Source organism: Enterobacter sp. JBIWA008, assembly GCF_019968765.1.
In the GTDB taxonomy this organism is placed as follows: Bacteria; Pseudomonadota; Gammaproteobacteria; order Enterobacterales; family Enterobacteriaceae; genus Enterobacter.
On sequence record NZ_CP074149.1, the window covers coordinates 1,737,751 to 1,757,996 of the forward strand.

18 protein-coding genes, 2 pseudogenes and 1 riboswitch are annotated in these 20,246 nt (G+C 54.1%); of the genes and pseudogenes, 13 read left to right on the top strand and 7 right to left on the bottom strand.

The window, feature by feature from the left end:
- The first annotated feature begins 3 nt into the window (after positions 1 to 3).
- Positions 4 to 2,061, top strand: a complete 2,058-nt coding sequence (locus KGP24_RS08355; protein ID WP_223562995.1) for a beta-galactosidase — start codon at positions 4 to 6, stop codon at positions 2,059 to 2,061.
- Between the two features lie 128 nt (positions 2,062 to 2,189).
- Positions 2,190 to 2,432, top strand: coding sequence for a PTS transporter subunit EIIB (locus KGP24_RS08360; RefSeq protein WP_223562996.1), 243 nt, complete (start codon positions 2,190 to 2,192; stop codon positions 2,430 to 2,432).
- 104 nt (positions 2,433 to 2,536) lie between these two features.
- Here KGP24_RS08360 and KGP24_RS08365 read toward each other — a convergent pair whose 3' ends face one another.
- Entirely contained in the window at positions 2,537 to 3,802 is a 1,266-nt protein-coding gene (locus KGP24_RS08365) for a maltoporin (protein ID WP_063955750.1), read from the bottom strand.
- Between the two features lie 269 nt (positions 3,803 to 4,071).
- Between KGP24_RS08365 and KGP24_RS08370 the strand changes: the two genes are divergently transcribed.
- On the top strand, positions 4,072 to 5,148 hold the full coding sequence (locus tag KGP24_RS08370; protein ID WP_223562997.1) for a LacI family DNA-binding transcriptional regulator: 1,077 nt from the start codon (positions 4,072 to 4,074) through the stop codon (positions 5,146 to 5,148).
- 42 nt (positions 5,149 to 5,190) lie between these two features.
- On the opposite strand, the gene KGP24_RS08375 is transcribed toward KGP24_RS08370, so the two are convergent.
- Positions 5,191 to 6,192: a magnesium transporter gene (locus tag KGP24_RS08375; RefSeq protein ID WP_223562998.1), complete on the bottom strand. Its 1,002-nt coding sequence runs from the start codon at positions 6,190 to 6,192 to the stop codon at positions 5,191 to 5,193.
- Between the two features lie 60 nt (positions 6,193 to 6,252).
- Positions 6,253 to 6,422: riboswitch (M-box (ykoK) riboswitch) on the bottom strand.
- A 156-nt stretch (positions 6,423 to 6,578) separates the two neighbouring features.
- Here KGP24_RS08375 and KGP24_RS08380 point away from each other — a divergent pair.
- Entirely contained in the window at positions 6,579 to 7,082 is a 504-nt protein-coding gene (locus tag KGP24_RS08380) for a DedA family protein (protein WP_223562999.1), read from the top strand.
- Between the two features lie 162 nt (positions 7,083 to 7,244).
- On the opposite strand, the gene KGP24_RS08385 is transcribed toward KGP24_RS08380, so the two are convergent.
- Positions 7,245 to 8,039 carry an SDR family oxidoreductase gene (locus KGP24_RS08385; protein WP_223563000.1) on the bottom strand — a complete coding sequence of 265 codons (795 nt, stop codon included), beginning with the start codon at positions 8,037 to 8,039 and terminating at the stop codon, positions 7,245 to 7,247.
- A 125-nt stretch (positions 8,040 to 8,164) separates the two neighbouring features.
- Positions 8,165 to 8,608 (bottom strand): helix-turn-helix domain-containing protein, encoded by a 444-nt coding sequence (locus tag KGP24_RS08390; protein WP_223563001.1) that lies wholly within the window; start codon positions 8,606 to 8,608, stop codon positions 8,165 to 8,167.
- A 152-nt stretch (positions 8,609 to 8,760) separates the two neighbouring features.
- Here KGP24_RS08390 and agp point away from each other — a divergent pair, with 152 nt between their 5' ends.
- Both agp and vgrG read left to right on the top strand, forming a co-directional pair.
- A complete protein-coding gene (gene agp, locus KGP24_RS08395) occupies positions 8,761 to 10,002 on the top strand; it encodes a bifunctional glucose-1-phosphatase/inositol phosphatase (protein WP_194400035.1) in 1,242 nt (413 codons plus the stop codon).
- A gap of 289 nt (positions 10,003 to 10,291) precedes the next feature.
- Positions 10,292 to 12,043, top strand: a complete 1,752-nt coding sequence (gene vgrG, locus KGP24_RS08400) for a type VI secretion system tip protein VgrG (RefSeq protein ID WP_245403333.1) — start codon at positions 10,292 to 10,294, stop codon at positions 12,041 to 12,043.
- On the opposite strand, the gene KGP24_RS08405 is transcribed toward vgrG, so the two are convergent.
- Genes KGP24_RS08405 through KGP24_RS08415 form a run of 3 tightly spaced genes read right to left on the bottom strand, consistent with a single transcriptional unit; the run spans position 11,950 to position 14,262 of the window.
- Positions 11,950 to 13,488 (bottom strand): IS66 family transposase, encoded by a 1,539-nt coding sequence (locus KGP24_RS08405; RefSeq protein ID WP_112920514.1) that lies wholly within the window; start codon positions 13,486 to 13,488, stop codon positions 11,950 to 11,952. The two genes, vgrG and KGP24_RS08405, sit on opposite strands and share 94 nt — an antisense overlap.
- A gap of 49 nt (positions 13,489 to 13,537) precedes the next feature.
- A complete protein-coding gene (gene tnpB / locus KGP24_RS08410; protein ID WP_112920513.1) occupies positions 13,538 to 13,885 on the bottom strand; it encodes an IS66 family insertion sequence element accessory protein TnpB in 348 nt (115 codons plus the stop codon).
- A complete protein-coding gene (locus tag KGP24_RS08415) occupies positions 13,882 to 14,262 on the bottom strand; it encodes a transposase (RefSeq protein WP_112920520.1) in 381 nt (126 codons plus the stop codon). Before KGP24_RS08415 ends, tnpB begins: the two co-directional genes overlap by 4 nt.
- A 93-nt stretch (positions 14,263 to 14,355) precedes the next feature.
- Here KGP24_RS08415 and KGP24_RS08420 point away from each other — a divergent pair.
- The 7 genes and pseudogenes from KGP24_RS08420 to KGP24_RS08450 all read left to right on the top strand — a co-directional run.
- Positions 14,356 to 15,072 (top strand): annotated as a pseudogene (locus KGP24_RS08420) (DUF2345 domain-containing protein); the annotation flags it as partial.
- Between the two features lie 2 nt (positions 15,073 to 15,074).
- Entirely contained in the window at positions 15,075 to 15,896 is an 822-nt protein-coding gene (locus KGP24_RS08425) for a DUF4123 domain-containing protein (protein ID WP_223563002.1), read from the top strand.
- A 49-nt stretch (positions 15,897 to 15,945) separates the two neighbouring features.
- Entirely contained in the window at positions 15,946 to 16,470 is a 525-nt protein-coding gene (locus KGP24_RS08430; protein WP_223563003.1) for a hypothetical protein, read from the top strand.
- Between the two features lie 14 nt (positions 16,471 to 16,484).
- Positions 16,485 to 18,272, top strand: coding sequence for a DUF2235 domain-containing protein (locus KGP24_RS08435; RefSeq protein WP_223563004.1), 1,788 nt, complete (start codon positions 16,485 to 16,487; stop codon positions 18,270 to 18,272).
- A 271-nt stretch (positions 18,273 to 18,543) separates the two neighbouring features.
- A complete protein-coding gene (locus KGP24_RS08440; RefSeq protein ID WP_223563467.1) occupies positions 18,544 to 18,834 on the top strand; it encodes a Tox-REase-5 domain-containing protein in 291 nt (96 codons plus the stop codon).
- Positions 18,831 to 19,547: an Imm52 family immunity protein gene (locus tag KGP24_RS08445; protein WP_223563005.1), complete on the top strand. Its 717-nt coding sequence runs from the start codon at positions 18,831 to 18,833 to the stop codon at positions 19,545 to 19,547. The genes KGP24_RS08440 and KGP24_RS08445 overlap by 4 nt, the downstream gene beginning before the upstream one ends.
- Positions 19,548 to 20,129: pseudogene (locus tag KGP24_RS08450) on the top strand (contractile injection system protein, VgrG/Pvc8 family); the annotation flags it as partial.
- Positions 20,130 to 20,246 lie beyond the last annotated feature (117 nt).

The window sequence follows — 20,246 nt, forward strand, 5'->3', positions numbered from 1 at the left end:
AATATGAATAAATTTGCGCCTTTAAGCCCAAAGGTCGCGGCGTTATTGCATGGCGCCGACTATAACCCGGAGCAGTGGGAGAATTACCCCGGTATTATTGAAAAAGATATTGCCATGATGCAGCAGGCCAAATGCAATGTAATGTCGGTGGGGATATTTAGCTGGGCAAAGCTGGAACCGCGTGAAGGGGAATATGATTTTGCGTGGCTGGATAATATTATTGAAAAACTGTATGCGGCAGGTATTCATATTTTCCTTGCTACCCCAAGCGGCGCGCGTCCGGCGTGGATGTCGCAAAAATACCCTGAGGTGCTGCGCGTGGGGCGCAACCGCGTGCCCGCGCTGCACGGAGGACGGCATAACCACTGCATGTCATCGCCGGTGTACCGCGAGAAGACCTTCACCATTAACCGCCTGCTGGCAGAGCGTTATTCACACCATCCGGCGGTGCTGGGCTGGCATATCTCCAATGAATACGGCGGCGAATGTCACTGTCACCTGTGCCAGGCGCGTTTTCGCGACTGGCTGAAGGCGCGCTATAAAACCCTGGACGCGCTGAACCACGCGTGGTGGAGCACCTTCTGGAGCCATACCTACACCGACTGGTCGCAGATAGAGTCCCCCGCGCCGCAGGGAGAAGTGTCGATTCACGGCCTGAACCTCGACTGGCGTCGTTTCAATACCGCGCAGGTGACCGATTTCTGCCGCCATGAAGTGGCCCCGCTAAAAGCCGCGAATGCACAACTGCCGGTGACCACCAACTTTATGGAGTATTTCTACGACTACGACTACTGGCAGCTTGCGAAGGCGATCGACTTTATCTCCTGGGACAGCTACCCGATGTGGCATAGGGAGAGAGACGAAACGGCGCTTGCCTGCTACACCGCCATGTATCACGACATGATGCGCAGCCTCAAGGGCGGCAAACCCTTCGTACTGATGGAGTCGACGCCGAGCACCACCAACTGGCAGCCAACCAGCAAGCTGAAAAAGCCGGGGATGCATATTCTCTCGTCAATGCAGGCGGTGGCGCACGGGGCGGATTCGGTGCAGTACTTCCAGTGGCGTAAAAGCCGCGGGTCGGTGGAGAAATTCCACGGTGCGGTTATCGACCATGTAGGGCATCTGGATACCCGCGTAGGGCGTGAAGTAACGCGCCTGGGCGAGATGCTGGCCCGCCTGCCGGAGGTCGCAGGCTGCCGTACCGAGGCCCGGGTGGCGATCGTCTTCGACCAGCAAAACCGCTGGGCGCTGGACGATGCCGAAGGTCCGCGCAATATGGGAATGGAGTACGAAAAAACCGTCAACGAGCACTATCGTCCGTTCTGGGAAAAAGGCATCGCTGTGGACGTCATTGACGCTGACGGCGATCTTAGCCACTACGCGCTGGTGATTGCCCCCATGCTTTACATGATCCGCGATGGATTTGCCGAGCGGGCAGAAGCCTTTGTGGCCAATGGCGGGCATCTGGTGACGACCTACTGGACCGGCGTGGTGGATGAGAACGATCTCTGCCATCTGGGCGGTTTCCCTGGGCCGCTGCGCAAGCTCCTGGGCATCTGGGCGGAAGAGATCGACTGCCTGGGCGAGGGGGAGCGCAACCTGATTCAGGGGCTGGCGGGCAACGCGGCAGGCCTGCAGGGGCCGTATCAGGTGCGGCATTTATGCGAGCTGATCTATGCGGAGTCCGCACAAGTGCTGGCGACCTACCGCGATGATTTCTACGCCGGTCGCCCCGCGGTAACGGTCAACCGCGTCGGGAAAGGCAAGGCGTGGCACGTCGCTTCTCGCAACGATCTGCCGTTCCAGCGCGATTTCTTCGCCGGGATTATCAGCGAGCTGGCGCTGCCGCGCGCCATCGAGGGTGAACTCCCGCCGGGCGTGGTTGCCACAGCGCGCACGGATGGCGATACCACCTGGGTGTTTGTACAGAACTACACGGCGCAGCAGCAGTACATCACGCTGCCGAAAGGGTATACCGACTGCATAACCGATGCCGTGGCAGCGGGCGATACCGTACTGCTGCCGTGGGACTGTCGAGTGCTCAGGCGTAAAGCGTAGTTGATTTTCTCCCTCTCCCTGTGGGAGAGGGTTGGGGTGAGGGCATCAGACCGCACCGTCCGGGCAACATGGCAAAGAGCCTGCTCCACGAGCAGGCATTTTTTTATCTGCATAGAATGAGGCGTATTATGGACAGTCAAATTACCCAGCGTTTAATTCCCGCGTTTGGCGGCGACGATAATATTGAACACGTCGAAGCCTGTATTACCCGCCTGCGCGTGACGGTTAACGATTTAAATAAGATCGATTCACAGGCGCTACAGAATGAAGGGGCGCTGGGCGTTATTATTATCGGTCAGCAGGTGCACGCCATATTTGGCAGGCAGTCTGATGCCTTACGTCAGCTATTAGATGAACACTTTAATCAGTAAATATAAAAAAGGGATAGCCAAAATAATGGCTATCCCTGAGCAGAGATATACGCTGCAATTAGCTGGAGATACAATAACGATTAACGCATTTTAAAAATGAAGGCTTACCACCAGGCTTCGACCTGCACGCCAAAGTTCCAGGTATTATTCGCGGTGCCGTCCTCGAAGGATTTCCCTTTTTCGGAATCATTCAGGTAAGAAGCAAACACGCGCAGTTCCGGACGCGACATAAAGTCAGGGCCATCGGCCAGCCCCAGGGCAATGGTGTATTTCTCGCCGCTCTGCTTGTAGTCAGACCCGTCGGTGTAGGTGTCTTTCTGGTAGAAACCACCCACTTCGCCAATCAGGCGGACATACTCGGTAAACTGGTACTGCGCGCGGCCGACAAGTGAAATCAGGCGGGATTTATCGGTATATTGCGTAGTATCGTCCGCCGAACCCCAGGTCAACACGTGGTTGAAAGAGAGCTTGTCGGTAATGGGAATTAAGCCGGTGTTAATCACGCGGTAGCCGCTGGCATCGTTCACATAGTTCCACATGTCGTACCAGCCGCCCCCCTGGGACACCATGTTCTGCGCCAGGCCTTTATTAGCGTACTGCAGCACCAGCTTGTTGTATCCGCCCAGCATGTCCTGGCTGATCTCGCCGGTCACCATCACGCCGTTGTCGGCCTCGTAAAGGCCGCCGTACTCTTTCTGTTTGTTGGTCGGGTTCGGCATGGCGTAATCAATACCCACTTCTGTCCATGCGCCCGCCCACGGTTTCCAGCCCGCATAGCGAAGATCGATATAGTTGATGTTTACGTCGTTATCACCGTCAACGCGGTAGTCCACGTCGTTGGCATCGCCGCGGATCCACGCCACGGAGACCGCACCGGGGCCGAGCGTATAGTTCTCAATACCTGCACCGGATCCCGAGATATTCCAGTATTTGGTGTCGATGATGTGCAGGTCGTGGCGCTGGTAATAGCGCTTCCCACCCCAGATAACCGCGTTGGGATCGCCCGGAATTAGCCCCTTGATCTGCAGGTTCAGCTGACGCAGGCCAAACTGGGCATCGTCGCCAAAGGTGGTTTCATTATCGTTTGAACCGTCAGACACCATGCTCACCATGCTGTCGAGATAAAAGCTTACGTCGTTCTTTTTGTAGACCTCAGAGCCCAGTTCCAGCTCACCGTAGGTATCGGCTTCGTTACCCAGACGGCCAATTTTGTTCTTCTGCCACTCCTCCATCCCACCATCCCGTGAGACGCCCACGCCGGAGCGAAGATAGCCATGAAAATCAATCGGTACCGAAGACGCGGCAAACAGCGATGGAGACGCTAACGCGGCAGCCAGCGCAACGGATACAGAGCGGATCGTCGTGTTCATTGTTACCCTCTTATTGTTTTGTAATACGTTCACAAATCCGCTGTCATAAAATGCCTAAACCTGTTTTCTGGCAATTACACGATCCTAAATGTGTGATTAACTGCAAATAAAATAGACTATTTTGTTACGAGTGATGAGCTGGTCCACAAATTGTGTCATTGTGAGCGTCATACTTTTTTGGTGCATTTTGCTCGCGAGATGAGGGTGGTAAGCGTTTTTTATCAGCGCCCCTGTTACAATCAGCGCATAACAACATAAGGAACCGGACCATGAAGTCGAAAAGCGCAACGTTAGAGGACGTCGCACGCCACGCGGGCGTCTCCTATCAGACCGTGTCCAGGGTGCTGAATAAATCTGCCAATGTATCCGAAGCCACGCGTCACAAGGTGGAGAAATCCATAGCGTTATTGCGGTATGTGCCGAATCGCCTGGCCCAGCAGCTGGTCGGCAAGCAGAGTCAGACCGTCGGGCTGGTGACTATTTCACTGGCTCTGCACGCGCCTTCCCAGGTGGCCGCAGCGGTAAAACGCTATGCGAACGTGGAGGGATACCAGGTGCTGATCTCGATGATCGATGAGAACGTCAACCAAAGCATTCAGGATTCTATCAACGAGCTGAAGTCCCAGCTGGTGAGCAAGGTGATCATTAACGTGCCGCTGGAGGCCGAAGAGGCGCAGAAAATCGCCACCGAAAACGACGATATCGTCTGTCTTTTCCTGGACGTCGACCCGTACAGTTCCGTGTTTAACGTTTCGTTTAACCCGGCGGACGGGACCCGCGCCAGCGTTAAATACCTTTACGAGCTGGGCCATCGCGACATCGCCCTGCTGGCGGGGCCGGAGTCCTCTGTGTCGGCACAGTTGAGGCTAAAAAGTTGGATCGAAACCCTGAAGGGTTACGGGCTGGAGCCCGCCTCGGTGATCCGCGGCAACTGGGATGCGCAGAGCGGGTATGCCGGCGCGCTGCAGATGCTGCGCGAAACGCCGCAGTTTTCCGCCGTGCTGGTGGCCAACGACCAGATGGCGCTGGGCGTACTAAGCGCCTTCCACCAGCAGCAGATTTCCATTCCGGGCGAGAAGTCGGTGATTGGCTACGATGATACCTACGAAAGCTCGTTCTTCTACCCGGCGCTGACGACGGTCTCACTGGATTTAGATCTGCAGGGTAAAGAGGCGGTGCGCCGCATTCTGGACAGCGGCGAAGAGAGTGCCCTGCGCATGTCCTCGATTTTACCTGCTCGTCTGGTGGTGCGACAGTCTACCGGGCCGAAAGGGGAGAAGGGAAAAAACCTCCAGGCGCTGGCCCAGCAGCTGCGCGAGATTGCGCATCAGCTGGGTGACGTGTAGCACAGTGAGCACCTCAATCACAGGAAAGAGGTGCTCGCAAGATTACTCCAGCCCCAGCGTATATTGCGCAATCTTGAAGTAGATAATCAGACCGGTGCCGTCGATAAGCGTCGCGATAAACGGCGCGGAGACGACCGCCGGGTCAATGCCGCAGCGCTTGAGCACCATCGGAATGACGGACGACACAATCGCACTCCACAGCGTAATGCACACCAGCGTCAGGCTGACGATAAGCGTAATTTCCAGCCCAATCCCCATCATCCAGGCGCGAATGCATCCGGCGATACCGAGCGTGGCGGCAATCATCAGCGAGGTGGTCATCTCTTTGCGCAGCACGCGGCCAACGTCGCGCAGACGCACTTCCCCCAGCGCCATGGCGCGCACCAGCGTGGAGGTGATCTGCGTCCCGCTGTTGCCGCCCGTGCCGATCAGCAGCGGAATAAAGAACGCCAGCGCGATGGCGGACTCCAGCGCCTCTTCAAAATGCTGAATGACCGAGCTGGTGTAGGCTTCCGCGACAAACAGCAGCAGCAGCCAGACGGAGCGTTTTTTCCACAGGCTGAAGGCGCTGGTTTCCAGATAGGGCTTTTCCAGCGGCAGCGTCGCCCCCTGAAGCTGAGCATCTTCGGTGACGTCATCTTCCAGCAGATGGGCGATTTCGCGTTCGGTCAGGCAGCCGACAAGCTTGCCGTGGGTGACCACGGGCACCACATCCGCGCCGCCGTGCGCCAGCAGTCCGGCAACGTCGGCACGTTCATCCTCCGGTTTGACCTGCAAAAACTGCGAAATCATCAGCGATTTCACCGGCTGTACCGTGTCGGCGGTCTGCAGCAATTTACGCACGGCAATCATGCCCGCCAGGCGGCCATTGTCTTCAATAAAAATATGCGACGGAATATCATCATCTTTTAATTTTTCGAAGAATTGCTCGCGCGCCAGCGCCACGCATAATGAAATATCGAGGACGATAAAATCGGTATTCATATATTGCGCGATGGCGCTGTCATTGAATGCCAGGTTTTGGTTGTGAATAGCGTAAGACATAGTGAATTCCCTTTGAATAATAACATCTCTCAGGGGCGAGCAAGACAGGGCATGTCGAAGAGGAGATCCCCACGTCCTGGGTTCAGCACTGTACACCGTATCCCGTGAGGGAAGTTATACTGACAAAGCCTTGATTCGACAGTGCCTGTTTTACCCTGTGTCGGTTCTCTCGAACCTACCAGAGCGATAACGTGTATTTGTACAGGAGCCTCGCCATAACGAGATCGTTTAAAACGTGAGGAATAATACGCCTGTTTAAATTTACCGCTCAGGAATTTAAATAATGTTTAAGAACGGTTTAGATAAATATTATTAATAAAATGTTGAGGGTCTATTTAAGTTAATTCCTTTTAAATGGAGAATGATATTTACCTGGGGAGGAGAAAATGACGTGGCATGACGCGCTGCTGAATCATTTTGCGCTGTATCCGGCACATCTTTTTGCGCTGTTATTTATGATGGCGCTGAGTAAATCGACGGTGCTGATCTCCTCCGTGCTGCCTCCCGCGTCGGTGGTGCTGCTAGCGGGCATTACCGTCAGCCAGGGAAGCATGCATCCTGCGCTGGCATGGCTCGCCGTGGTGATGGGGGCAACGGCGGGTTCGGTGCTGAACTACCATATCGGCCAGCTGATGGGGCACACGCGATGGATGACCCGCTTCAGTGCTAAACACGCCGGTAAATTGCTGCGGGTGCAGCATCAGCTGCAGAAAAACGGGGTGGTGGTGCTGTTCACCGCGCGCTTCCTGGCGGTGCTGCGCTACATCGTGCCGCTGGCGGCGGGGATGTTCAGGCTGAATGCGGTCAAGGTCTACGCCGTCAGCCTGCTTTCCGCCTGCGTATGGGCGGCGATGTATGTCGGCATCGTCACCGGCATCAGCGCCTTTTGAGTTACAAACTCCCCATTCCGCCGTGGAGCCCATTCTGCCCAGCGGCACCAGCTTGATAATCTCCGCCATCATCGCGTTAAGCGCCTCGTCGTTTCCTGTAAAATGCGCTCTCCCCGCTGGCCGCCTGGATGAGCGAGTACGGCGACCAGCTTGAGCGTTAGGCTACTGCTTAACGTAGCGCGGTGCCGGAATGCCGGTGCGCGCGCTGTTGAACAGCTCAAGGCGCGCCGCTTCGTAGCGATCCCACAGGCCGGCGTCATGCATCGGCGGGATGGTGATCGGTTCGCCCTGATCCAGCCCCGCCAGCGACGCATCCACCATATCGTCGGTGGTCATCACCGATCCTTCCGGCAGATCGCTCACCGTGACGCCCGAATGGCTCCAGATTTCTGTCGCCGTGGCGGCGGGCAGCACGGCCTGAATGCGCACGTTGCTCTCGGCAAATTCTTCCTGTAACCCACGGGTAAAGCTCAACACCCACGCCTTGGTGGCGCTGTAGAGCGCGCTGCCCGCCCGGACGTGCAGGGCCAGCACCGACGCGATATTGATCAGCGTGCCGCGATTGTTCTGCGCCAGGCGGGGCAGAATAGCGTAGGTCAGACGCATCAGCGCCGTGGTGTTCAGGGTATTGATGGCCTGATGCTGCGCCACATCTCCCGCGAGGAACGGCGCCATCTGCGCGGTGCCCGCGTTGTTAATGAGCGTATCAATGGCGGTGTTGCTGCGCAGTTCCTCTTCCACAGCGCGGATCCCGGCTTCATCGGTAAGATCGGCCACCAGAATATCGACGGCCACGCCGTAGCGCGCGCGCAGGTCGGCGGCGAGGGTTTTCAGACGATCCTCGCGGCGGGCGACAAGCACCAGATTAGCGCCGCGTGCGGCAAGACGATCGGCATAAACGGCGCCAATTCCGGAAGAGGCGCCCGTAATCAGGGCGGTGGTGATTTGCGTAGTCATCGCGTATTACCTCAATGCAAAGTGGGTTATTTGGTTTCAATATGAAACTGGGTTAACTCTCTGTCATTTGGTTTTATAATGCAACCATTTTTGCGGCCATTTTGTGCTTTTGCCATCGGGCGCGATCAGGAGGGGAGTTTTGCCACGATCTGCTCAGGCGTCAGCTCGCGCCCGTCGTCGGCGATAAGTGCCAGTTTACGCAGGGGTTTACGCTGTTCGGTATCGACCAGCACGGTGCCGCATTCGTTTTCCGCAAACAAAAATTCATTCCCCCACTGTGACAGGGCAACCAGCACCGTTTGCAGGGCGCGTCCCTTTTCGGTCAGGACATACTCCTGCCAGGCGCTGCCGTCGGAGGCGGGCTGAAGCCGGAGGATGCCTTCATCAACCAGCAGCTTGAGCCGCGTGGTCAGCATATTTTTCGCGATACCGAGGCTTTTCTGGAACTCGCCGAAGCGTTTAATCCCGCGCAGCGCGTCGCGCACGATAAGCAGCGACCACCAGTCGCCGATGATATCCAGCGAACGGGCGACGGGGCAGGTGCTTTCTTCAAGGCGGGTACGTTTCACAGTCAATTCTCCGGTGGGGTGTGGTTTTATTATAAAACTAATCGGCACACACCGTAAGCACGTTAATCATCAGTTTGAGAAATGCTTCCCGGAAAATTGTGACGAATCTGTCACACTGAGCACGACATTTTAAAACGAGTGAGGAATTAGGGATGAGAAAAGCATTACTCGCGCTGGCAGTCGCCGGTTCCATTTCAGCAACGTTTGGCGTGCAGGCGCAAGAAACGCCGGAAGGGTATCAGCTGGAGCAAGTTTTAATCATGAGCCGTCACAACCTGCGCGCGCCGCTCGCCAATAACGGCAGCGTGCTGGAGCAGTCCACGCCGAAGCAGTGGCCGGAGTGGGAGGTGCCGGGCGGTCAGCTCACTACAAAGGGTGGCGTGCTGGAAGTCTATATGGGCCATTACATGCGCGAGTGGCTGGCGCAGCAGGGGATGGTGAAAACGGGAGAATGTCCAGCGGCGGATAGCGTTTACGCTTATGCCAACAGCCTGCAGCGCACCGTCGCCACCGCACAGTTCTTCATTACCGGCGCGTTCCCGGGCTGTGACGTTCCCGTGCATCATCAGGAAAAAATGGGCACCATGGATCCGACCTTTAACCCGGTGATTACCGATAACTCGCCGGAATTCCGTGAAAAAGCGCTGAAGGCGATGGAGACCGAGCGGCAGAAAATGCAGCTTACCGAAAGCTATAAGCTGCTGGAGCAGATGACGAACTACGCCGATTCCCCGTCCTGCAAAGAGAAAAAGATCTGCTCGCTGGCGGACGCGAAAGATACCTTCAGCGCCGACTATGAAAAAGAGCCTGGCGTATCCGGGCCGCTGAAGGTGGGTAACTCGCTGGTGGACGCGTTCACGCTGCAGTATTACGAAGGTTTCCCGGCCGACCAGGTGGCCTGGGGTGAAATCAAAACCGACCAGCAGTGGCGCGTGCTGTCGAAGCTGAAGAACGGCTATCAGGATTCGCTCTTTACCTCCACCGAGGTGGCGCAAAATGTGGCGAAGCCGCTGGTGAAGTACATTGATAAAACGCTGGTCACCGAACAGGCGAAAGCGCCTAAGATCACCCTGCTGGTGGGGCATGACTCGAACATTGCTTCCCTGCTGACGGCTCTGGATTTCAAACCTTATCAGCTGCACGACCAGCAGGAGCGCACCCCGATTGGCGGCAAGATTGTCTTCCAGCGCTGGCATGATAAAAATGCCAACCAGGAGCTGATGAAAATTGAGTATGTCTATCAGAGTTCAGAGCAGCTGCGTAACGCCAGCGTGCTGTCGCTGCAGTCGCCCGCGCAGCGCGTGACGCTGGAGCTGAAAGGCTGCCCGGTGGACGCGAACGGCTTCTGTCCCGTCGATAAATTCAATGCGGTGATGAATAACGCGGCGAAGTAAGATAAACGCTGCACAAGCCTGTCTCTTATAAGCAATGTCCCTGATGTTGGAGCCAGGCTTCTTTTCATTCTCAGGTCGTTTCCGTGTTGACGACCTGAGCGGTGAAACCGTACGCGACAAGCAAAGCGTGAACAATTATATAAATAATTTGCATGCTTAACGGGTCTATTTATTTCTCTCCTCCATTTATACCCAATACCGCTATTTCCATGTTTAAGATCAGATATTTACAATAAATTTGAGTTATGTAAATATTTCACTTTGCCCATTCTTTTTATGTGGTTTTGTTATGGATAACTGGTCAGCGCTTTTTGACGGACAGACCCGATATTTTCTGGATATCAATGACAGCTCAGCGAAGCCGGATGTCCTGCGCTTTTACGGCAGGGAAGCACTGAGCGAGCCGTTCAGATGGGACATCGAGTTCACCACGCCGCAGGCGAACATTCCTCCGGAACAGGCGCTGATGAAATATGCCACCTTCCGGATGCGGAGCGGTAAAAGTGTTCACGGCATGGTGACCCGTCTGGAATGGCTGTCCACCTCCAGGGACCAGTCCCGCTACCGGCTCACGCTCAGCTCCCGCCTGGCGCTGCTGGGATATACCCGACAGTGCGCCGTTTATCAGAACCAGTCCGTTCCTGAGGTGGTTGAGCAGGTGCTGCGCAAGCACGGGCTGGAAGGTGCGGATTTTGAATTCAGGCTGGAGCGCACGTACCCGCCGCGTGAAATTATCACCCAGTGGCGGGAAACGGACCTGCAGTTCGTCCGGCGCATTCTGTCTGAGGTGGGGATTTACTGGCGCACGGAGATGGACGACGTGCGCGGTCTGGATACGTACATTTTTGCCGACAGCCAGCTGAACTACCGGTTTGACGTGCGCCTGCCGTACAGCGAGCCATCGGGTCTGTTCGACGGCGCGGCAGAGTCGGTCTGGGACGTGCGGACCTGGTACAGGGTTGCCACCGGGACCGTCACCACGCGGGATTACAACTACCGGACCGCCTCCACGCCGATGGATGCCACGGTCAGCGTGCGCAGTGATGCGGTGACGACGGGCGAACACTACCGCTACAAAGAGCCGTACAGGGAAGCAGGCGACGACAGCGACCCGGAGCCGGAAACCGAGTCCGGCGCGTTCTACGCCCGGCTTCACCACGAGCGGGAGCTCAACAGGTCGGCACGCATTCACCTGTTCAGCAACGCCTCACACCTCGCGCCCGGGCAGGTTCTGGAGCCGCAGGGCGACGTCATTACGGCCCTGAAAGAGGGTGTTGTCCTCACCCTCGTGACCTGTCGGGGAGCGCGTGATTCCCGCCTGCACGTGTCGGTCTGGGGCCTGCCCTACACCGAGCGTTACTGCTTCCGTCCGGCAGACATCCCGCGTCCGGAAATTCACGGTACGCTTCCGGCCCGAATTGAGAGCCGGGAGAAGAACGACATTTACGCTCACCTGGACGAACAGGGGCGCTACCGGGTGAAGCCTGACTTCGACCGGGAGGGGACGGAACCCGGTTACGGCTACCTGTGGCTGCGGATGGCAAAGCCTTATGCCGGTGAAACGCTGGGCTGGCATACGCCGCTCATCGACGGCACCGAAGTGGCGATTGCGTACAGCAACGGCGATATTGACCTGCCGTACATCGCGTATGCGCTGCACGACTCTGAGCATCCTGACCCTGTGAACCGGGACAACCACACCTGCAACGTGCTGCGAACTCCCGCGAACAACAAGCTGCGGATGGAAGACAGGCGCGGTGAGGAGCACATCAAGCTCGCCACGGAATACGGCAGGACGCAGCTCAACAGCGGGCACCTGGTGGACAGCAAGGGGCAGCTTCGCGGTAAAGGCACAGAGCTGCGCACCGATGAACGGGGAACCCTGAGAGCCGGGAAGGGGCTGTTTGTCAGTAAGCGTCCAGCGAGAGCCGTATTGACGGGGATGTGCTATTCAGTTGGCAGTATGATGCGCCAGGGAAGTAGTTCGTTGACCTGGTTGACCGGCCAGTCGGCTATCACGTCAAGCACGTGGCGAAGGTAGCTCTCTGGATCCACGCTGTTCAGTTTGCACGTTCCGATCAGGCTGTACAGCAGTGCTCCCCGCTCACCACCATGGTCAGAGCCGAAGAACAGGAAGTTTTTACGACCCAGACTGACCGTCCGCAGCGCATTTTCAGCGATGTTATTATCGGCTTCGGCCCAGCCGTCCTCCGCATAGTACGCCAGCGCCGGCCACTGGTTCAGCGCATACGTGAACGCCTTCGCCAGCTCTGAGTGCCTTGAGAGCGTTTTCATCTTTTCACGCAGCCAGCTTTCCAGGGATTTCAGCAGCGGTTTAGCTTTTTGCTGACGTACTGCAAGACGCTGCTCCGCCGGCATTCCTCTTATATTCCCCTCGATGGCGTATAGCTCGCCGATCCGTTTCAGGGCCTCTTCCGTCAGCGCTGACGATGTGCGGACGTGCACATCGTGGATCTTTCGGCGGGCATGAGCCCAGCAGGCGGCTTCCGTTATCCGGCCATCCCTGTACAGCTCGTTGAACCCGGCGTACGCATCCGCCTGCAGCACACCGCTGAAGCCAGCAAGATGGGTCTGCGGATGGATGCCTTTTCTGTCCGGGCTGTAAGCGAACCACACCGCCGGTGCGACTGCTGATCCAGCGTTGCGGTCATCACGAACATACGTCCACAACCGCCCGGTCTTCGTCTTCTTATTACCCGGCAGCAGCACCTGGACGGGGGTATCATCGGCATGGAGTTTGCCATCAGTCAGGACATAGTCCTGAAGCGCCTCCTCCAGCGGGGACAGCAGCCGGCAGCATGCATCCACCCAGCCCGACAACAGTGAACGGCTCAGTTCCACACCCTGGCGGCTGTATATTTCTGACTGGCGGTACAGCGGGGTATGCTCTGCATACTTTGAGCTCAGCACGCGGGCCAGCAGTCCCGGTCCAGCGATGCCCCGCTCGATGGGGCGTGAAGGCGCGGGGGCCTGCACGATGGCATCACATTTTGTGCAGGCGTGTTTTTCCCGCACGGTCCGGATAACCCGGAAGGCGCTGCGCATCAGCTCCAGCTGTTCGGCGGTATCTTCACCCAGGTAGCTCAGCACACCACCGCAGTCCGGGCAGCATGGCTCTGCCGGCAGCAGCCGTTTTTCGTCACGGGGAAGTGATTCAGGGAAAGGTTTGCGGGTACGGGTCTGACGCAACGGGCGCTGCACGGCCGGGTCATCCACCCGACCGGTAAGGGTATCGCTTTCTTTCTGCAGCCGGTTCAGGTCAGCTTCCATCTGTGCGATACGGCGGGAGACCTTTTCGGAACGGCTGCCGAAATTCATCCGGCGGAGTTTATCCAGTTGTGCCTGCAGGTGGTCTATTTCACGCTCCCGGTTGCTCAGCTTTTCCTGCAGGGCGTGGATCAACGCTTCCTGCTCAGCCAGGCGCTGTTTCAGCAGTAGGATATCGTCAGAAGAGGTGTCGTTCATAAGCCATCATTTTACCAGGCTTATTCTGCGACAACCAGGATAAAGAGACCTACAGCATGGTCAGGGAGGTCAGCAACCGCTTCGGCTGTCGCCAGTCGATGCCCTCGAGCAACATTGCCAGCTGCGCCGGGGTCAGGAACACTTTGCCATCACGGGCTGACGGCCAGGCGAAGCGGCCTCGCTCCAGCCGTTTGGTCAGCAGGCACAGTCCGTCACCGGTAGACCACAGTAGTTTGACCTGAGTGCCGCTGCGGCCCCGGAAGATGAAGACGTGGCCGGACATCGGATCGTCTTTCAGCATCGTCTGCACCTTTGCGGCGAGACCATTGAAGCCGTTGCGCATGTCAGTGATACCGGCAACCAGCCAGATTTTGGTGCCTGTTGGTAACGGGATCACCGTTTGAGCTCCTGTATCAGCAGGGTCAGGAGCTTTTCGCTGACAGAGCCATTGAGGCGAAGCGTCCCGTGCCGGAACGTTACCTCACAGCTGATACTGAGGGTTTCCGGGTCCTCTGCGGGCTGCTCTGACTGTACGACAGCTGCATCCAGAGTCACAGGAAGTAGCTGAGGGCTCTCTGAAGAAGGTAACAGCAGCTTTCCCTCGCGCCATTGTTGGCGCCATTTGAACAACAGATTGGCGTTGATGCCATTTTCGAGCGCCAGTTTTGAGATGGATATCCCGGGTTCGCAGGAGGCAGTAACGAGCTGCTGCTTAAACTCAGGAGAATAATTAGGGCAGCCTTTACGCCTGCCGGGAGTCATATTTTTCTGCATATCTGACACTTTGGTTCCCACTACTTATTTGGTGGACACCACTTTGTCGGATGCTTCAGATTATGACCAGACGGCTTTCGCTGGACGCTTACGTTTGTCAGTGCGGATGCACAGGCGAAAGCGCAGGGTGATGCGCTGGACATGGATGCCGCGCTGAAGGAAATCGACAGGCTGAATCAGCAACTGCAGCAGCTGGAAATCGCCGCAGAGCAGGCGCAGGCGCTGAAAGCGGACGTGGACAGCCAGATAGCGATGTTTGAGCAGCGGCTGAAGCCGCTCAATGAGGCGCTGCTGATGTCCGCTCCGGAAGGAATGGCCCTGACCAGCGGGGAGCACCTGCAGATGACGGCCACGAAGAACGTTGCCATTAATGCGGGCGGGGATATCAGCACCGGAACAATGGGCAACATGACGGCGCTGGCAGGGGAAAAGCTGGGGCTGTTTGCGAGGGAGGGGCAGCTGAGCCTGAAGGCGTCGGAAGGACCGGTGGATGTGCAGGCGCAGAACGCCAGCCTGCGGCTGTTTGCACAGAAGAAGCTGACGATGAGCTCAGCAAGTGACATCTCGTTTGCCGGGAAAAAGCGTATCACGCTAATTGGTGGTGGCAGTTACCTGAAGCTTGAGGCCGGGAAGGTCGAGTATGGTACGACGGCGTCGTATATACGGAAGGTGAAACGGACGATGGCTGCGGGGGCGGCTACTTTGCCGCTTAATATTCCGGAAATGTATCCCGCCATAACGGAAAAAATCTGTATCCCGTGCCTGCTTAAAGCTATTCAGGCGAATGATGCGATAGTGCAAGGGGCATAATAATGGATTTCACACCATTACTTCAGGCGTTGCCTGATAATAAAGACGCTCATATTAATCTGCTCTTTGAAGCTGGTGCACAGCCGGAGGCCGATTTTCTGGTATTTAAAGAGCACCATGAAAACCAGTTACATTCACTGTATATCCACCCTCAATTGACAGAGTTTCAGAGCTATGGTCCCTGGTTGCTGGAAATTGATAATGCAGCGCGGCTACCTGACTATCTGGCGTCTTTGCCTGGATGTGCAGCAGTCATTCTTTCAACGCGTTATCCATCAATGCTGGCAGTGCAGTTATCCCGTGGTTGTACAATTGTGCGGCCAGACGACTCTACTGCGTTGACGCGCTTTTATGCCAGTCATGTTATGGAAACGCTGGCACAGTGTGCTGACTGTGACTGGCATGCCTTTCTGTTCAATGGCATCACGCAGTGGTGGTTTCCCGGAGAAGTACAGTGGCAATCTCTTGCTATAAGACCTTCGGAGGTGGAAATGCCCGCTAATCACATTATCCGACTTGAGAAAGCCACCTGGCAGAAGATTACGGATAAACCAGAAGTGACCAGTGTGTTGAATGAATGGCAGAAAATGCCCGTCAGTAAGATATTCCCGCCATGTGCGCAGCATTCAATGGTGGTTAAAGCGCTGAAAAAGAGTGAAGAGGCGGGCCTGTTATCTTCCATGGATCGGAAGGTCTATGCACTTTACTACCTCAACGGTGGGAAGGCGATACTGGAATCAGATGCATTCAGGGCTGCATTACCGAAAGTGGTGAGTGGATCACGATCGCTAGTAAATATGTTGACTCAACACGGTAATGCATAAAGCTGAAACCCCGCACAATATACGTGCCTGGATATAACGGAACATACATATGGGATTTTTTAAAACCTTCGATAAAGTTGATCATGCCATAAATCGGGGTTATGCCCGCTGTGGAAAATGGATCTGGAGAGGTTTGTTGGTCATGGTGCTGGCATATGGAGGCTGGTTAATCTGGGCTGCAGTCTGGGGACCGCCGACGGGGCCAGTAACATTGATCATTCACAGTGAAATTGACAGGCCTATTCTGGGGTTTAGCGTTAACGGTGTGGCAGGGGCAAATTCTTCTGCACATGATAAAAATAATCCATATGCTTCGGGGCCTGGTGGATCAACTTGTTGTGGCAGTATCAGTGGTAATTCAGCGGAAGTCATCTGGACACTAAGCACCACGAGAGCACAGTACGATGCGGGTCTTCGTAAAGAAACTCGTCGTGTTGTTATGCCATTACCAAAAAGAAAATGGGAAGAAAATTATCTCCATGTTTATTTTTTTCCGGGAGATAAAGTTCGACTGTGGTGGGGAACAGGCTTCGTAAGTCCTAAGGCTGAAGTGATTTTAGAGCATACTGACTGACAGGAATGTTAAGCATGGATATTGAAAGTATAATTGCGGCTGCGAATCGTGCACAGTTGGCTGAGGATGCAAAAGTAGGTAATTGTGCTCGAACTTGGCATACGGGATTCTTTTTTGATGGTATTCACCGTAATATTGAACAGGATGCGTCAGAGAATCGCCTCAGTAACATTGCCCGTTTATTTCGGGCCTTTCCCAGTGCGCAGCAAGACACTCCCCATGAAAACCACTCTAAATTCTATATTTCCGGGTTAGGTACCCCATTCCAGGAAAATCTAACTTCAAAACTTCATACCATCATGGATGGTGCCCGGAGTTCTGTTCTGGATGACCTTAAAGAACAGTCAAAAGAAATGGCAAAAGATGCTGGTATGGAATTACTGAAAGGTAGTAACTGGTGGGAGGTTTTAAAGGACTCAGGAAGTAAACTGGTAAGTCCTTCGGAGTGGAGAACGCTAGCGGGCGAGGTAGCTAAAAACGCAGCAAAGAAATCGGGTATAGAAGCAACACCTTGGTTGCGTGATAATCCCACTATTGCCGATATGTTGGTAACAGGTGTTGATACCAGAATCACTTCGACGAAAACTACATTTGAAGAGGCTTTTAAAGAAATCAAAACTAAGAGTCAGGTTCCTGTCAAACGGATCTCCATTTCTTTTTTTGGCTATGATATTGGTGCAACACTCTCTCGTAAATTCATTGATACGTTAATAGAGGATGTTTTTCAGAAACAGGGTGATAAATATACTTATCAAGGTATCCCTGTAGAGATCCTTTTTACTGGCTTATTTGATTGCGCCCGGCATACACCCGCCAGTAGTAATAATGGCGTGGATTGGTTTGTTGGTACATTGGGTGGACCAGTAAGTGGCGTTAGTATCTTGCTGGGCGATAAATCTGTTGATCAAGACTCGGCCCTGCCAGAAACGGTTAAAAATGCTTTGCACCTGGTCGCTGCTCATGAAAACCGACCATGGCGCAGTCTTTATTGCCTGGGCGGGAGTAATGAAAAGCATCAGGAAGAGCTGTTGCCAGGATGTGCGGAGGATGTAGGCGGTGGGCTGAAACCTAACGAACAAAAACCCAGCGCTGAACTTTGTCGTGTGGCCCTTCACCGGATGTACCGGGCAGCGACTATGGCAGGGGTTCCTTTTCCAGATCTACAAACGCTTGATCAAACTGATACTGATGTTGCCAGCTATTTCATTATGCAGGACAGTGTCAACCGTAAGTCAGTTGCACAGTGGACAAAGATTTACCAACAGGCTGTGCCCTTTAAAGAGGTCACTGTTGGCGCACAAAACCGCCATCTGGACAGTTATTTTGAATGGATGGGGCGGCAATATTATCAATATCGCCGGGAGTGTATTAAGTATGAGAATAAACGTGGTGATGCTTTATCATCCGCGACCGCGTCTGTAGGGCTATTAGGGATATCGTCACAGTCCAAAGAAACTGCCGGTCAGTATCAGAATGAGATCGACTTACTACGTAAAAACTGGGGCTGGCTGGAAGATGTCCATAGTGCAGCATTAAAAATGAGAAACAGTATGGAAAATAATCCCGATGATAAACGGCTCCGGATAGTGCCGAATATCTATGAGCCTGCATTGAGGAGAGCGAGAAGATTTATCGGTTACGCGCAGGCTGCGTTTCTGGATCAGCCTCCACCTCTACCTGAAGATGTTGCCCCGTCAGAAATGTATGCCTGGTTTGTTCATGATCGACAAGCTGTACAGAATGATGGTGGAATTTCTGAAGATTTCCTGGTTATTCGTTCAATGGAAAAACCAGAAACCTAATCGTCGATAACATGTCTCACATCAGCTCCAGCCTGGTGCTGACGCACGGTGATTTCTGGGAAGATGATATGGATTAATCAGAAACGGTGAGCTATGAAGGCGTTGATACCAAAGCTGGAGCACAGGCGAAGACGGATGAAAAAAACTGTGAGAACTGCCCGCCGGAGGGGAAGGTGATGCCGATGGTGAGACGCTGTTCGCGCTGGAGCATGGTAACAATCAGCTACCAGACGCGAATCTGCGGTAGTTCTATAATCCGGAAACAAAGCAGATACAGGAATTTAAGTATTGTGGCGTATCGTTTGACGGCTGGAAAGACAAGTTGTGTCAATTCTGGGAAGCTAAAGCGAGATATGATCAGTTTTTTGATGCTTTTGGTGATCCTAAAGGCTGGTGGAAGGGCTACAAAAGTGGCTTGAGTCAAGCTGGGAGACATCAGGCTGTTGCGACAGTTAATCAACCTTTAAAAGTTGTGTGGATATTTATGCAACCAGTGAGTTATCGGTATTTTTCAAAAATGTTTAAAGACTTTAAGGATATAATCACAAGGTGGGTGCCATGATAAGAATATCAGCCAATGCTTACTATGAAGATACTCAGACTCCTAGCGTTGAGTTATGTCTTGATGAGCTTTTTTATATTTCCGAGTTGATTGATGGGTTGTTAGGAAAAAAGAAGAAGTGGTATGAGAAAGGATATTCAAGGAAGCAAGCACTTGATCATATAGTGTTTAATCAAAAAAAAGCGGAGCAGCATGTCATTGAAAGATGGCGCAGTCAAGTAAAAAGAAATCATCCGCTGATTGTAGAAGGTGTCTGGGATGGAGAAGTTGACAGCAAAATATGCTCAATTAACTATATAAAAAAACATATTGAAAACATCAAAAAAACAAATTTGGATGTTAGCATTACCTGCAATGAAACAGACATAAGTATAGACAGAGTTGTTTCTTTATTAACATCTCTAGTTTGTGATAAGGGGCGAATATATGCGCCCATAAATACGAATGGCTATTGGAATAATGAACGCAATGTTTTTCCTGATCGAATTTGCGTGGGGTGGATGATTTACATACCTGAAATAATATTACCAGAATTAATCCCAGAAGCCGCAAAAATAGTACCGATTTTCGATAGTGAGAAGCAAAAGGGAACTATTGTTGTTTCAACCGAAGAAATATTCGATGGAAACAACAAAGATCACATTGGCAAATCTAATGACATCGAAATAAGGCTTCTGGATCTTGGGCTGCTACCTCTGATGACGGAGCTTTAATCCTACCCACCACGTGAAATTATCACTCAGTGGCAGGAGGCGGATCTGCAATTCATCCAGCGTATTCTGTCTGAGGTGGGGATTTACTGGCGCACGGAGATGGACGACGTGCGCGATCTTGATACGTACATTTATGCCGACAGCCAGCTTCACTACCGGTTTGAGGGACGTGCGGACCTGGCACAACATCGCCACAGGGACCGTCACCATACGGGATTGCAACTACCGGACCTCCACCACGAGCGGGAGCTCAACAGGTCGGCCCGCATTCACCTGTTCAGCAACGCTTCACATCTCACGCCCGGGCAGGTGCTGGAGCCGCAGGGCGACGTTATTACGGCCCTGAAAGAGGGTGTTGTCCTCACGCTGGTGACCTACCGGGGTGCCCGTGATTCCCGCCTGCACGTGTCGGTCTGGGGCCTGCCATATACTGAACGTTACTGTTTCCGCCCGGCGGATATCCCGTGTCAGGAAATTCACGGCACGCTTCGGGGGGCCTGTCGAAAGCCGGGTTACGGCTATCTGTGGCTGCGGACGGCGAAATCTTATGCCGGACAGTGGGCCGCCATTGTTAACGGTAGCACATAATGTATCCAAACCCGGAAAAGGCGGCAGATGCCATAAATACGGCAAAAAACACCGAGCCTGCTGGTCGCTGCTTAAGCTTGAGATGACGGAGTGTATTCGTCATCCCGGAAT